18 protein-coding genes are annotated in these 14,885 nt (G+C 32.3%); 15 read left to right on the forward strand and 3 right to left on the reverse strand.

Annotated elements, in window-relative coordinates; translation table 11 throughout:
• Positions 1–2 precede the first annotated feature (2 nt).
• From Q0E86_RS02000 to Q0E86_RS02055, 12 genes are all read left to right on the forward strand, one after another.
• The gene (locus tag Q0E86_RS02000) at positions 3–482 is read left to right on the forward strand and encodes a dihydrofolate reductase (RefSeq protein ID WP_295754266.1); all 480 of its coding nucleotides are present in this window, start codon (positions 3–5) and stop codon (positions 480–482) included.
• A 106-nt stretch (positions 483–588) separates the two neighbouring features.
• The gene (locus Q0E86_RS02005; RefSeq protein WP_295754267.1) at positions 589–1,782 is read left to right on the forward strand and encodes a BTAD domain-containing putative transcriptional regulator; all 1,194 of its coding nucleotides are present in this window, start codon (positions 589–591) and stop codon (positions 1,780–1,782) included.
• A gap of 20 nt (positions 1,783–1,802) precedes the next feature.
• On the forward strand, positions 1,803–3,953 hold the full coding sequence (locus Q0E86_RS02010; protein WP_295754268.1) for a GGDEF domain-containing protein: 2,151 nt from the start codon (positions 1,803–1,805) through the stop codon (positions 3,951–3,953).
• 18 nt (positions 3,954–3,971) lie between these two features.
• Positions 3,972–4,877 carry a transglutaminase-like domain-containing protein gene (locus Q0E86_RS02015; RefSeq protein WP_295754269.1) on the forward strand — a complete coding sequence of 302 codons (906 nt, stop codon included), beginning with the start codon at positions 3,972–3,974 and terminating at the stop codon, positions 4,875–4,877.
• 11 nt (positions 4,878–4,888) lie between these two features.
• Positions 4,889–5,887 carry a type II secretion system F family protein gene (locus tag Q0E86_RS02020; RefSeq protein WP_295754270.1) on the forward strand — a complete coding sequence of 333 codons (999 nt, stop codon included), beginning with the start codon at positions 4,889–4,891 and terminating at the stop codon, positions 5,885–5,887.
• A 4-nt stretch (positions 5,888–5,891) separates the two neighbouring features.
• Positions 5,892–6,182 (forward strand): hypothetical protein, encoded by a 291-nt coding sequence (locus tag Q0E86_RS02025; RefSeq protein WP_295754271.1) that lies wholly within the window; start codon positions 5,892–5,894, stop codon positions 6,180–6,182.
• Positions 6,182–6,622 carry a DUF4860 domain-containing protein gene (locus Q0E86_RS02030; protein ID WP_295754272.1) on the forward strand — a complete coding sequence of 147 codons (441 nt, stop codon included), beginning with the start codon at positions 6,182–6,184 and terminating at the stop codon, positions 6,620–6,622. Before Q0E86_RS02025 ends, Q0E86_RS02030 begins: the two co-directional genes overlap by 1 nt.
• On the forward strand, positions 6,619–6,942 hold the full coding sequence (locus Q0E86_RS02035) for a hypothetical protein (protein WP_295754273.1): 324 nt from the start codon (positions 6,619–6,621) through the stop codon (positions 6,940–6,942). Before Q0E86_RS02030 ends, Q0E86_RS02035 begins: the two co-directional genes overlap by 4 nt.
• On the forward strand, positions 6,939–7,232 hold the full coding sequence (locus Q0E86_RS02040; RefSeq protein WP_295754274.1) for a hypothetical protein: 294 nt from the start codon (positions 6,939–6,941) through the stop codon (positions 7,230–7,232). The genes Q0E86_RS02035 and Q0E86_RS02040 overlap by 4 nt, the downstream gene beginning before the upstream one ends.
• A 1-nt stretch (position 7,233) precedes the next feature.
• Positions 7,234–8,289: a type IV pilus twitching motility protein PilT gene (locus Q0E86_RS02045; protein WP_295754275.1), complete on the forward strand. Its 1,056-nt coding sequence runs from the start codon at positions 7,234–7,236 to the stop codon at positions 8,287–8,289.
• 92 nt (positions 8,290–8,381) lie between these two features.
• Positions 8,382–9,725: an MATE family efflux transporter gene (locus tag Q0E86_RS02050; RefSeq protein WP_295754276.1), complete on the forward strand. Its 1,344-nt coding sequence runs from the start codon at positions 8,382–8,384 to the stop codon at positions 9,723–9,725.
• A complete protein-coding gene (locus Q0E86_RS02055; protein ID WP_295754277.1) occupies positions 9,725–10,231 on the forward strand; it encodes an SGNH/GDSL hydrolase family protein in 507 nt (168 codons plus the stop codon). The genes Q0E86_RS02050 and Q0E86_RS02055 overlap by 1 nt, the downstream gene beginning before the upstream one ends.
• A 7-nt stretch (positions 10,232–10,238) precedes the next feature.
• Here the strand turns inward: Q0E86_RS02055 and Q0E86_RS02060 are convergent, their stop codons facing one another.
• The gene (locus tag Q0E86_RS02060; RefSeq protein WP_295754278.1) at positions 10,239–10,802 is read right to left on the reverse strand and encodes a manganese efflux pump MntP family protein; all 564 of its coding nucleotides are present in this window, start codon (positions 10,800–10,802) and stop codon (positions 10,239–10,241) included.
• A 243-nt stretch (positions 10,803–11,045) separates the two neighbouring features.
• On the opposite strand from Q0E86_RS02060, the gene Q0E86_RS02065 reads away from it, so the two are divergent.
• The gene (locus Q0E86_RS02065; protein WP_295754279.1) at positions 11,046–11,633 is read left to right on the forward strand and encodes a histidine phosphatase family protein; all 588 of its coding nucleotides are present in this window, start codon (positions 11,046–11,048) and stop codon (positions 11,631–11,633) included.
• On the opposite strand, the gene Q0E86_RS02070 is transcribed toward Q0E86_RS02065, so the two are convergent.
• Positions 11,599–12,270 carry a YoaK family protein gene (locus Q0E86_RS02070; RefSeq protein WP_295754280.1) on the reverse strand — a complete coding sequence of 224 codons (672 nt, stop codon included), beginning with the start codon at positions 12,268–12,270 and terminating at the stop codon, positions 11,599–11,601. The two genes, Q0E86_RS02065 and Q0E86_RS02070, sit on opposite strands and share 35 nt — an antisense overlap.
• Before the next feature lie 81 nt (positions 12,271–12,351).
• On the reverse strand, positions 12,352–13,683 hold the full coding sequence (gdhA, locus tag Q0E86_RS02075) for an NADP-specific glutamate dehydrogenase (protein WP_295754281.1): 1,332 nt from the start codon (positions 13,681–13,683) through the stop codon (positions 12,352–12,354).
• 167 nt (positions 13,684–13,850) lie between these two features.
• On the opposite strand from gdhA, the gene Q0E86_RS02080 reads away from it, so the two are divergent.
• Entirely contained in the window at positions 13,851–14,246 is a 396-nt protein-coding gene (locus Q0E86_RS02080; protein WP_295754282.1) for a hypothetical protein, read from the forward strand.
• A gap of 62 nt (positions 14,247–14,308) precedes the next feature.
• Positions 14,309–14,755 carry a ribose 5-phosphate isomerase B gene (rpiB, locus tag Q0E86_RS02085; RefSeq protein ID WP_117996198.1) on the forward strand — a complete coding sequence of 149 codons (447 nt, stop codon included), beginning with the start codon at positions 14,309–14,311 and terminating at the stop codon, positions 14,753–14,755.
• Positions 14,756–14,885 lie beyond the last annotated feature (130 nt).

Below are 14,885 nucleotides of genomic sequence, written 5' to 3' on the forward strand. Positions count from 1 at the left end.
ATATGAAATTAACATTAATTGCAGCGATTGGTAAAAATCGTGAACTTGGAAAGAATAATGATATGATTTGGCATTTGCCGCAAGACTTAAAGTTTTTTAGACAACAAACTTCAGGCCATACGATTGTGATGGGAAGAAAAACATTTGAGAGTCTTCCTGGTAAATTGCCTAAGCGTCATCATGTCGTTATTTCAAGAACATGTAAAGATCTTGGCGAAGATATTGAGATATGTGAAAGTGTTGAAAAATTCATGAAGCGTTATAAAGATGTGGATGAGGAAATCTATTGTATTGGTGGAGGCATGATCTATAGTGAAATGCTAAAGTATGCGACAAGACTTGTGTTAACGCAAATTGATGCCGATGCCGATGCGGAGGTGTATTTTCCTGAATTTGATGCATCTTTATACAATAAAAAGATTCTTTCAAATATTGAAGAGAATGGTGTTTTCTATCAACATGTTGAATATACTTTAAAATAATTACTTGCAGAGAATATTTTGTGATTCTCTGCTTTTTTGTTTGGGAATTTTATTGTAAAATAAAACTAGGTTAGATACTATATAATTTTTTGAAAGGAGGATCATCATGAGTGAAACTTATTATGTAAAAACCTTTGGAGGATTGGAGATCACAAACGATAATGTGACAGTCAATATTGTGGAATTATTTGGCAAACAATTGGTGAATTTGTTGCAAGTATTATTATTTCACAGTGAAAAGCCAGTACAAAAAGATGAATTGATCGATATCTTATGGCCAGAAAGCAAAAACCCATCTAGTGCATTAAAATTCTCAATTTTTAGATTGCGTTCTGAATTAAATGAAATTGATTTCTTTAAGGATAAAGAAGTTATTGTTACGACAAGAAAGGGCTATATTTTAAATCCAAATTTAGATTGGAACATTGATTTTGTAGAATTAGAAAAGGCGTATAATCAAATCAATGAGGGTGCTGAATTGTTGGATGAAAAAGAGTTTAAGATCGCAAGAAAAATATTTAGATTGTATCAAGGACGTTTTTATGCTTCACCAAGTCAGCTTCATTGGATTCTACAAAAACAAGAAGTGTTTAGACAAATGTATGTTAAAACAATGATGCGTACATCTTGTTATTTGTATACGCAAAAGCGATATGATGAAATGATGCTTATGAACTATCAGGCTGTGTTGATTGAACCTTTTAATGAAGGCTTACATTACTATTATATGAAGGGTTTGGTCGCAACTCGAAATTATCGAGAGGCATTGAAGTATTATGATGAATTGAATGACATTTTCTTATCGGAACTTGGAACGGGTCTATCAAAGCGTTTTAAACAGTTGTATGACATTATTATTGCTGATCATGCGAAAGAAGAAAATAAAGATATGGAAACAATTATGAGGGAACTTTCAAATCGTGATCAACAAAATCAGGGCTTTTTCTGTTCGTATGAAATTTTTAAATATTTCTATGAATTGTTGTTGAAGATGTCGGTTCGTAATGAACAAAATTATTATTTGATTATGTTACAATTCTCAGATGGAACTTTAGATTATGAAAAAGTAGGTGTGGATTTTGATCGTGTAAAAAGATTGGTAAGTTCATGCTTAAGAAGTAATGACTTATTTACACGTACAAGTGAAACGCAATTATTGCTTCTAGTGGATTGTCAAACAGAAGAGAATGCGCATTTGATTATTCAGCGTATTTCGAATAAATTTTATAGTATTTTCAGAAAGAAAAATTATCGTATGAATTATTCAGTTCATAAAGCAGAACTAGATAAAAACAGATAATAGAAAGATGTAGACTGTATATGGATGCAAGTGTATTAAGAAAAAGAATTTATAAACTATTGACCTTCTCTGTTTTGATGGTGTTTTCAATTTTATTAATGGCTTTTCTTTTTATCAATCATACAGACGATAGTTTAAATAAGGCGACATATGCAACTATGAATCAAGAAATAGATTTGTGTAAACAACGTATTTCTTCTAAAAAAAATACAGACTTAGTTTTATTGAATACTTTCGCAAGAAATTTAAATATGGAAACAGATTTAAATTCATCGTTGTTAGAGATGAAAAAAGAAAGTGATTTTTCATCGATTCAATTTATCGATATGAATCATAATGTATATTCTTCAGAAAAGAATTCTAAACTTTTGTATAATGATTTATCGGATGAATATAAGGATAAAATTAAGTCTGGTTTTGAAGGCAAACAAAGTGCTTTTAAAGAAAAAAACAATGATAGACTTACATATATAACGCCTGTTTATGAAGATGCAAATCAAATCGTTGGTGTGTTATGTGCAGATAGTGGGTTACAACCATATATGGATTTGATGAAAAAATCAATAAGCGGCGGGAATTTGTATGTTACAGATTTAAAAGATTTTTATGGTATTCAAAAGGATTCAGAGTCCAATGAAGTATTAGCTGTCTTGAAAAATATGGGTCTATCCGAAAAAGTAAGTGGGCTAATAGGAGTCAAAGGACAAGAACATGGAATTGTTGTAAAAAAGACGGAGATTCAAGGTTGGTATTTGTGTTATGTAAATTCAGCTAAATCGCTAAATTATTCGATGTATGTTATGTCACGTACTACAAATTATGTTTTGATGTTATTTGTGATTGTAGTCATTCTTTTATTGTGGATTGCATATAGAATGATGGTAAAAAACAATGATGAAATGGAAAAGTTAGCTTATACAGATCAATTAACTGGTGCCGTTTCTTTTGCTCGATTTACGCAATTGGTACGTATGTATGCCCATAAAAATAATGATTATTCATTAGTATCTTTAAATTTACGCCGCTTTAAATTTATGAATGAAATTTTAGGAAGAGATAAGTCGGATGATTTTTTGTGTCGCATTGTAACTTGTATAAAGCCAATGCTGAAAAAAGACGAAATTATTTGTAGGGATAGTGCCGATGTTTTCTATATGTTATTGATAGGTACAGATGAAAATGTGATTTCAAATCGTATTCATGCGATATTTAACAGTATTCGACAAAACACAAAAGATTTTTGTTATGAATATGAGTTTTGTTGCGGTGTTATTAGTAACAGTACATATTCATTTGAACAAATGCTTACGAATGTTATGTTTGCCTTAGCGCAGTCTAAGGAAATGGCGTCAGAAAATATTTGTTTTTTTGATGAAGAAGTGCATAAGAAAAAAGAATTTGAAAATTTTGTGGAATCCAATATGCAACAAGCCTTAGATTCAAATTGTTTTGAAATGGTGCTACAGCCTAAGGTGGATTTAGATACGAATTTAGTTGTTTCTTCTGAAGCTTTGGTTCGATGGAAATTAGAGGATGGAACCTGTCTTCCTCCATCAAGTTTTGTAGGAATTTTTGAAAAGAATCGGTTTTGTTCAAAACTCGATTTTTATATGTTAAGAAAAGCCATTCAACAAATACGCAAATGGATCGATATGGGAATTCAACCAGTCAATATTTCAGTGAATCAATCAAAGATTGTTTTTTATCATGAGAATTATATTACAGAATTACAATCTTTGTTAAGAGAATATGATGTTTCGGCTTCTTATATCACATTAGAGGTCTTGGAAAGTACGGTTATAGAGGATTTTAAATTATTTAATCAAATTCTTTCGGAAGTGAAAAAATTAGGCTTTTCTGTATCGCTTGATGATTTTGGAAGTGGATATTCATCTTTGAATGTATTATCGAAGCTTGATATTGATGAGTTGAAGATCGATCGTATTTTCTTGCATACAGATTCGGAATTAGAAAATAAGAAGACTAAATGGATTTTAGAAGCAATTATCAATATTGCGAAAAAATCAAATATACGAGTTGTTGTTGAAGGTGTTGAATCCATTGAGGATGATCGATTTATAAGGTGTATAGGTGCCAATGTAGGTCAAGGATATTATTATAGTCGTCCTTTAGCGATTGATGCATTTAATGATTTGATTCATAAAAAATAGGTGTATTATTAGTGTAGTATGAGAAAGTATAGGATAGTAAAAAATGTAGTTTGTATCTTGATGGTATTTTGTCTTCTTTGTGGATGCCAAGATTCTACAAAATACCCCACAAAATGCGAAGAAAGTCCTTCGCAAACGGAAGCTGAAGTTTTATGGCCAAACCAAGAAGAGCTTAGTGTTTTGAGTGATGGTAGTTTAGCTGAAGTGGATCTAACACATGTCAATGATGGGTATATTTGTGCTAGGTTGCTTCAAGAAACTTCGGGAATCAAACTACAGATTTCAAAAGATGATAAAAAATATAATTATGATTTAAAGACAACAGAGTTCAAAACTTTTCCAGTCAATATGGATAATGGAACTTATACAATAAAAATTTTGCAGCAAATAGAAGGAACAAGATATGCGATATGTGCTTCTAGTACGATAGATGTTCAGTTGCCAAATGATCTTGTTCCCTATTTATATCCGAATCAAATTGTTGATTATACAAAAGATTCATATGTATACAAGAAATCTTTTGAGCTAGTAAAAGAGGATCGTGATGATTTAACGCGAATAGCCCATTTGTTTAAATATGTTGTAGATACATTGGATTATGATGATCAAAAGGCAAAGGATGTAAGTGATACATTTGTCTTACCAGATATAGATGGTTCATTAAAGAGTGGTAAGGGAATTTGTTTTGATTATGCGTCAAGTCTTGCTGCTTTATGCAGAATTCAAGGCATTCCGGCAAAAGTAATCGTTGGATGGACGGATATTGAGTATCATGCCTGGGTTGAAATTTATTTAAAAGATACGGGGTGGATCAATCCTAAAATTTATTTCGATAAGGAAAAATGGAATCTTGTAGATCCTACATTTTCGGATTCGAAAAATTCGGATTATGAAGGGAAATATGATGAAGTGTATCACTATTAGGAGGCGTATGTATGTTATCGAATAATGAGAAATATATTTTTACAAGTGAATTGGCATTGGCTGTTTCAAATGGTCTGCAAGTAGAAGATGGACTAAAAATGCTAGCTGTTTTTGATGCGAATGTGTCTATTTGTGCAAAAAAATTAGAAGATATGATGAAGAAAGGTTCTTCTTTTACGGATGCTTTAAAAGAATCTAAAGAATTTGATGAATATATGATTCAGATGGTTGTAGTTGGACAAAGTATTGGGAATTTAGATGTTGTACTTAAAGAATTGAGCACATATTATGCAAGACAAAAAGAATTGAATTATCAAATTCAAGATGCGATCACATATCCATTCGTTTTGATTTTGATGATGTTTGTGATTGTTGCCACATTGATATTTAAAGTTTTTCCGATTTTTGAAAATATTTTGAAACAAATGTCGATGTCGTTGTCTTTGATGCATACAGCTCGGATCTTAAGTTATATTGGTTTTTTTGTTTTATTATTGATTCTAGTTTTTGGCCTTGTCTTATATTTCATCTATAAAAAAAGTCCAAATAAAAGATGGATGACAAAATTACCATTCTTTTCTAAGTTGAATTATCAAAAAGAAATGACTAAGTTTACATATATATTATCTTTGTTTGTGTCGAGTGGATATGCATTGATGGATGCTGTAGATATTATACTTTTATCGATTGAGCATCCTGTATTAAAGGATAAGATCTTACATGTAAAGAATCGTATGCTTGAAGGGGAAAGCTTGGCGAGTGCATTAGTTAAAGAGAATGTGTATGATCAATGCTATGGTGCTTTATTAATGGCAGCAGATGAAAGTGGACATCAAGATGAAGTATTAAAAACTTTATCCGATCGTTATAAGGAAGATTTAGAAAGAATGTTATCGAGCTTTTTAAATCGTTTAGAGCCATCTATGATTGCTGGATTATCTTTGTTAGTAGGATTTGTATTAGTTTCGATTATGCTTCCTTTAATGAATGTATTACAGACATTGGGGTAGTTTTATGAAAATGAAGAACATATTGTTCTTTGGCTTGTTTTTAGTATTGATATTGATTGGTTTTTCTAATATCAATAAGAGTACAGAGAATTTAGATATAGATCGTGTAAAAAACAGTTTGGATACTGCCTTGATCAGTTGTTACAGTGTTGAGGGGCATTATCCAGAAAATGTTCAATATTTGAAAAAGTATTATGGATTTACTTATGATATAAATAGTTATTTCATTACATATGATTGGCAGGGAGATAATATATATCCTAATATTTATGTATATAGAAAGGGGAATGATTGATGAAAAATGCTGGTGTTTTCTTTTCTCTTTCGTTAATGTTGTTGTTTGTTGTGTGTTGTTTTATGCTATTAAATATTCAAATTGAAGATTATTCAATGCTGCAAAGACGGACTAAAAATGATTTTGAAACATATACACCCGTTCTATATGTCACAAATAAAATTCATAGTTATGATGAAGTGGATAAAGTTTGTGTTGAAAATAACAATGGCAAAGGTGTAATCAAGCTGTCGGATGCAGAAAGTGATACGTATTTATATAAAGATAAATCCAAACTTATGGAGCTTTGTGTAATAAAGGGTATGCAGCCAGATTTTAGTATGGGACAAGCTTTAATGGCATGTGATGATTTTGATGTGAAGCAAGATAAAAATAAAATTATTTGTGAAATAAATGGTGTTGACTTTTATGTTGAATTAAGAAGTGGGGTGGCATCATGACAAAGAAGCCATTTTCATTTTTTTTAGAACTACTCTTTGTATTATTTTTCTTTTTGATCACATCCACAATTTTAATTGAAATCTATGCGAAAATGATGCAAGTATCTAAGGAAGATACATATCGTCAAGAGGCAATGATTATTGCTCAAAATGAAATTGAAACGCATACTTGTATTGGGGATTATACAAGAAAAATGAACGACACGGATTATGATATTAAAATCAAGCGTGTAAAAGAGAATGAGTTTCGTATTCAAGTTTATGTTAAAGAAACTAAAGTGTTAGATTATCATTATTATCAAAAGGGGAATAATGGATGAAACAATCAAGAATAGGATTAGGTGTAGTTACAATGCTAAGTATATTTGTCGTTGTGTGCATGTGTGTTTTAGTGTTGTTCTCATCAAATAAAGTTTATCAAATGCATGAACAGGTCAATCGTAGCTATGAATATAAAAAAGCATATTATCAAGCTGAAATCAAAGCACATAAATTGGTGGATCAAAATGAAACGGATTTTTTGGTCCATGTAAAAGATGATACATATTTAAAAGTGAAGGTTGATCACGGTCAAATTGTTGTATTTAAAACGATTGTGAAAGGAGAATAGTATGGATGTTGTTGAGATTTTAAAAAAAGCTATAAAAGAAAATGCTTCAGATATTTTCTTTGTTGCTGGAAGTCCATGTATGTTGAAGGTTGGACAACAGCTTGTTGCGATAACACAAGAAAAAATGATGCCGAACGATACAAAAAATATTGTTCAACAGTTATATGGTTTTGCGCCATATTGCTCATATGCGAATTTTGAAAAAAATGGAGAAGATGACTTTTCGTTTTCGTTATCTCAAGTAGGACGATTTAGAGTGAATGCATATCGTCAAAGAAATTCGGAAGCGGCTGTTTTGCGTGTGGTTAAATTTGAACTTCCTAAACCGGAAGATTTTCATATACCCGAATCCATTTTAAGTTTATCTGATCGTAGAAAAGGCATTATTTTAGTGAGTGGTCCTGCTGGAAGTGGAAAGAGTACAACTTTAGCTTGCTTGATTGATCGAATGAATGAAACAAGAAATTGTCATATTATTACAATAGAAGATCCGATTGAATTCTTGCACTCGCATAAGAAATCGATTGTTTCGCAACGCGAGGTGTATCATGATACAAAGAATTATTTAACGGCATTAAAATCAGCTTTGCGTGAAGCACCTGAAATTATTTTATTAGGAGAAATGCGTGATGAAGAAACAGTATCTACAGCACTTTCTGCTGCGGAAACAGGACATTTGATATTATCGACATTACATACAGTTGGTGCCGTAAATACAATAGATCGTATTGTGGATATGTTTCAGGGACATCAAGACCAGGTTCGTAGTCAATTATCTATGATTTTAGAGGCAGTTATAAGCGAACAATTGATTCCTACGATTGATGGGGAGTTGATTCCAGTATTTGAAATCATGCAAGTAAATCCGGCTATTCGATCTCAGATTCGTGAAAATAAGATTCATCAAATCGAGAATACGATGGCATCGAATCGACAAAATGGTATGGTTATGATGGATGATTCAATTTTTGAATTGTATCAACAGAATAAAATTACAAAGGAGATTGCGATTCAATATAGCTTGCATCCAGATCGTATGAAAACTAGAGTGCAATAAAGAATGAAAAATTACAGTTCATTCTTTTTTTCTTTCAATAATCTTACATCGGGTATATAATTTGTCTATTATTATTAAATGGGGAGATTAGTATGCGTAGTTATCAGGTGGATATGTGTAATGGTCCAATTTTTAAGAAATTGATTGTGTTTGCGATTCCTTTGATTTTATCAGGGTGTTTACAACTTTTATTTAATGCAGCTGATATTATAGTGGTTGGAAGATTTACTGGGAATCAAGCACTTGCAGCAGTTGGATCAACAAGTGCATTGATCAATTTACTAGTCAATATGTTTATTGGGATTAGTGTTGGGGCAAATGTAGTATTGGGAAAATTCATTGGAGCTAGAGATGAAGAGAATACATCTAAAGCTGTACATACAGCTATATTTATTGCGGTTTTTGGTGGATTTTTCATGGTGTTTGTCGGTTTCTTTTTTGCCAAACCTTTATTAGAGTTAATGGCTACACCAGAAGATGTAATTGATTTATCTTCTTTATATATGCGGATTTATTTTGCGGGAATGCCTTTTTTTATGGTCTATAATTTTGGAGCTGCCATTCTTAGATCGATTGGGGATACAAAGCGTCCATTATATTTTTTAATGATTTCTGGAATTATTAATGTACTATTTAATCTATGTTTCGTTATCGTGTTTCATATGGGAGTTGCCGGTGTTGCTTTGGCTACAATTATATCTGAAGGAATTAGTGCAGGATTAATTTTATTGTGTTTAAAACATATGGATGGGCCTTTACATTTTGAATTAAGAGACATGCGTTTTCATAAAGAATTGGCATTAAAAATGTTAGAAGTAGGGCTTCCTGCAGGACTTCAAGGAATTATTTTTAGTATTTCAAATGTATTGATTCAATCGAGTATCAACTCTTTTGGATCTTTAGTTATGGCGGGAAATACAGCGGCTAGTAATATTGAAGGTTTTGTATATACGTCTATGAATGCTGTTTATCAAACTTCTTTGTCTTTTACTTCGCAAAATTTTGGGGCAAAAAAATATGAGCGAATCGATAAAATCTTATTGGAATGTTTAGTCATAGTAACAGTAGTTGGGCTTGTACTAGGGCAGGGTGCTTATTTCTTTGGACAACAGTTACTATCTATTTATTCAAGTGATGAACGTGTTATTCAGTTTGGAATCGATCGATTAGCTGTTATTAGTACAATGTATTGTTTATGTGGAATTATGGATACTTTAGTGGGAAGTTTAAGAGGAATCGGTTATTCCATTCTACCAATGTTGGTTTCTTTAACTGGTGTTTGTCTCATTCGTGTTATATGGATTTTTACTGTATTTAAGTCATTACATACAACATTTTCACTGTATATTTCTTATCCGATCACATGGGTTATAACGCTTGTAGCACATGGAATTTGTTTTATGGTTGTGCGCAAACGAATTCGAAGAGTGGCATAATGAAAAAAGCATTGATTTTAGGAGACTCTAACACTTGGGGGTATGATCCAAGAGGATATCTTCAAAGATATGATTTAACTTACATAGATTACTTAAATGATTTAGTAGCTGATTGGATGTTTTTTGAAGATTCGTTAAATGGACGTTTATTGCGCGATGTTAAAGATGAAACTTTTAATTTAGCTTCTATCGATTTATTTTGTATCATGCTTGGATCGAATGATTTGATGCATTATTATGATGTGAATCAAATTGTTTCTTTCATGCATGAATTGATCGATTCGTTGGATACAAATAAAGTAATGATTCTTTGTCCACCGATATTACAGATTGATGTATTTAAAGAGGTGAGTATTCGATTGAATGAAGCCTACAAAAAAATGAAGGTTCATTGCATAGATTGCAATCCTTTAAATATGAGTTTTGATGGTGTGCATTTATCGGAAAAGGGACATAAAGAACTGGCCTTAAAGATGGCTGAATATATGAAAAAAGACTTCTGTTGAAGTCTGGTTAGAAGAATAAATGTTCAATTAATATTTTGATGCCTAATAGAATTAAGATAGAACCGCCCAAATATTCTGCATATTTTTCAAATAGGTTACCTAGTTTTTTACCGAATAATACACAAATGAAGGAAAGCACAAAAGTTGTGATTCCAATGGTAATTACGGCTTCAAAAAGGTTGACTTTTAAAAAGGCAAAACTTACACCTACAGCTAAGGCATCGATGCTTGTGGCAATGGCTAAAAGAAGAATATCTTTAAATGAGATGGAGTGAATTTTGACTTCATCTTCTTTTTCTTCTCTGCCTTCTTTAATCATGTTTATACCTATCAGACTTAACAAAATAAAGGCAATCCAATGATCGATTGATTGGATATAATCGGCAAAATGACTTCCGGCAAAATAACCGATAGCTGGCATAAGTGCTTGAAAAAATCCAAATGCGAGTGCCAGGATAAAAGCATATTTTTTAATTTTATCTTTATCCAAACTCATACCTTTGGCTAATGATACAGCACATGCGTCCATAGATAGTCCAATGCCGATAAATAAAATAGTAAAAAAATCCATATTTCCTCCTTGAAAACAAAAAAGACCTACACGAAAAAAGATGGCTTTTTTCGCATAAGTCTTGTTTTTTACAATAAGCCAGATCGTTTGATCAGTATGTTGACTTAAATACTTACATGCGTAAGATAACTACTCCCTTATGGATGTGTTTATAGTATCAAAATTAAATTTTCTTTACAATGAAAATTAGTTATTGATATCTAACTAAAATGGATTATAATGAGGCAAAAGGAAGGTATATATATGACTCATTTTTATATTATTCGTCATGGCGAAACTATGTTTAATGTGAAGGGGCGTATTCAAGGTTGGTGTGATTCACCATTAACTGATTTAGGTGTTTCTCAGGCAAAAGAGCTTGGAAAAGCTTTAAAGAATTATTCTTTTGATGTTTGTTTTTGTTCAACAAGTGAGCGTGCTATGGATACAGCACAATATATTTTAGAAAATAGAGATGTGAAAATTATTTCTTCAAAACAATTAAAAGAGCAGTGCTTTGGAGAATTTGAGGCTGAAAAATCATCTGACATTTTTAAAGATGGAGTAAAGTATCCGGATGGTTATCGTTTTTGTGGGGGAGAAAATCATAGTGATGTAATCAAGCGTATATTTGATGCGTTAAAAAAAATCGCATCCGAATATCCGAATGCGAATGTGCTAGTAGTATGTCATGGTTCTGCTATTAAACATATTGTAAATTATTTATGTCCTGGCTTTGTGAATGAAAAACCGACAACGGCGGCTTTAGTTCCAAATTGCTCTATGACACGAATTGATTATAAGGATGGTTTTAAACTTATTGAAAAACCTCATCTTTTTCGCGGTCAATAAACATTAAAATAAAGGATAGTATTAGAAGCGAAACACTGATCCAAATGGCTTTTGCGGAAAAGATTTGGATACAATAATTACCTAAAATAGCACCAAGTATAAATGTTAAAATGATTAAGTAGTATAGAAGTCCACTTTGAAGATGTTGGACTTTTTTTGTACAAATATAGTTGCACATTTCATGCGTTCCCGTTCTTAAATTTCCGATACACATTGTTGTTGCATATCCTTTTCCATGGATTTTACGAAAGGCTTGTACTTGTAAGCCACACGCAAAGGATGTTAAGGAATTTGCAAGTAGGTTTTGTTCGAAAGAAATGTAGCCTACACAAAATAATATAATGATTTCAATTAAGAGAGTGACTTGTCGCCAATGTACTTTTTGAATTTTTTGGAAATGAATAAGTTCAGCTATGAAAATACCTAAACCAAAAGCAAGCACAGGACAAAGATAATGTAGTGCATGTTGGAATTGCCCACTCGCAAGATTTACACCAAATAGAAGCATATTCCCGGTTTGTGCATTGGCAAAGACTTGTCCTCTTGCCAAGTATGAATAGGCGTCCATAAAGCCTCCGGATAATGCTAGAAGAATACCGAGTTCAATGGATTCGGATGTTTGTTTTGCTCGTTTCATAAAATAATCACAACCTTTTCACTTTTAAGATAATAATGCAAAATGACAAAAAATAAAAGCCGAGATCGGCTTTTATATGAATTAAACTGTACCTTGTGCTTTCATTGCCTTAGCGACTTTTAAGAATCCGGCAATATTAGCTCCAACTACATATTCTTTTTCATGACCATATTCTTTGGCTGTATCACGACAAGTTTCAAAAATGTTTACCATGATATTTTCAAGCTTTTGATCAACTTCTTCGGCAGTCCAAGATAAGTGTTGTGCATTTTGTGACATTTCTAGACCTGAACATGCAACACCTCCGGCATTGCTAGCTTTACCTGGAGCATAGAATACACCGTTTTTCATAAGGTAGTGGATTGCATCAGGTGTAGTAGGCATGTTAGCTCCTTCGCATACGGCGAATACTTTGTTTGCGACTAATGCTTTCGCATCTTCTAAATCAAGTTCATTTTGAGTGGCGCATGGAAGAGCAATATCACATGCAACAGTCCATGGACGAGCGTTTGGTGTATATGTAGCATTTGGATGTTTTTCAACATATTCTTTAATACGTCCACGACGAACTTCTTTAATATCTTTAACTAAGGCTAAATCAATTCCTTCTGGATCATAAACAAATCCGTTTGAATCGGACATAGTCACAACTTTAGCTCCTAGTTGAGTTGCTTTTTCACAAGCATAAATTGCTACGTTACCGCTTCCTGAAATGGCAACTGTTTTTCCTTCAAAACTTGTTCCGTTATCTTTTAATAATGCTTGTGTAAAGTAACATAGACCATATCCAGTGGCTTCAGTACGAATCAATGATCCACCGAATGTTAATCCTTTACCAGTTAAAACACCACTATATTCATTTTTTAAACGTTTATATTGTCCAAATAAATATCCAACTTCACGTCCTCCAACACCAATATCTCCTGCAGGAACGTCAGTGTTTGGTCCGATGTGGCGGTACAATTCGCTCATGAAGCTTTGGCAAAAACGCATAACTTCACGATCACTTTTTCCTTTTGGATCAAAGTCAGATCCACCTTTTCCACCTCCCATAGGAAGTGTAGTTAATGAATTTTTTAATACTTGTTCAAATCCTAAGAATTTGATGATACTGATGTTTACAGATGGGTGGAATCGTAAACCTCCTTTGTAAGGTCCGATGGCAGAGTTGAATTCAACACGGTAACCACGATTTACTTGTGTTTTACCATTGTCATCAACCCAAGGAACACGGAAAACGATTTGTCTTTCAGGTTCTACAAATCTTTCTAATACATCATCGTCTAATTCTTCTGGATGTACATCAGCGATGATATTCAATGATTCGAATACTTCTTCAACAGCTTGAAGAAATTCTTTATCATTGGGATTTCGTTTTTTTACGGTTTCGTATAATTGCTCTAGGTCTTTCATTTTAAGTCCTCCCTTATTCAATACGTGATGATTATAGCATAAAAATTGAAAATGTTTCATAAAAATATGAAAAAATTTGTAAGTAACTAAAAAGAGTGTACAAATACGTTGAAAATGCACATGGATTGTTCATATTTTGTATGATACTATAGTAGTCGGTGATAAGAATGAAAGAAAAAATATATCGTTTTATGCAAGGTAGATATGGAACGGATAAATTAAATCAGTTTATTTTTTATTTAGAAATTATTTTATTAGTGTTCAGTTTGTTCTTTAGAAGAAACATTGTGATCAATGTATTATTCTATATAAGCATTATTATTTATTTTGCACGTGCATTATCGAAAAACTATGTGGCAAGGTCGATTGAAAATCAAAAATTTATTCGTATTCAGGCCAAAGTGGTTCATCGATTTCAAGCTATGAATAAGTCTTTGAAGGATAAACAAAATAAGTATTTGGTTTGTCCTGAATGCGCGCAAATTATTCGTGTACCAAGAAATAAAGGTAAAATTGAAGTTCGTTGTCCTTCTTGTAGAAAATCTTTTGATGCGAAAAGTTAGTCGTCTTTACGCAAAGATGGAAACGTTGTAGAATATTTATAGATGTTGAGGAGGATAATAAGATGAAAATTGGTATGGCATGTGATCATGGAGCATATACATATAAGGAAGAAATCAAACAAATGTTGATTGATGAAGGTCATGAAGTTATTGATTGTGGTTGTCATGACACAAATAGTGTGGATTATCCAGATATGGCAAAAGCATGTGCAGATTTAGTAGTAAATAAAGAAGTAGATAAGGGTATTGTTATGTGTGGTACTGGAATTGGAATTTCAATTGCAGCAAATAAAGTAAAAGGCATTCGTTGTGCATTATGTACAGATGTAACTATGGCTCGTTTGACACGTGAACACAATGATGCGAATATGTTGAGTATGGGACAAAGAACAACAGGTATTGAAACTTGTAAAGATATTGTTCATACTTTTTTGAACACTCCATTTAGTGAAGGTGAAAGACATAAAGGAAGAATTGCAAAAATTAGTGCAATTGAGGATGCGCAATAATAAATTAGGTGCTTGAAAAAAGCATCTTTTTTTTGGCTTTTAAAAAAATATGAAAAAAAAGTAAAAAAACATTTGACGAAGTAAGAAGTATTTGGTAATATAGATGAGCACTGCTGAGGTGCACATGATC

The organism is uncultured Holdemanella sp., from assembly GCF_934754935.1.
Taxonomy (GTDB): domain Bacteria; phylum Bacillota_I; class Bacilli_A; order Erysipelotrichales; family Erysipelotrichaceae; genus Holdemanella.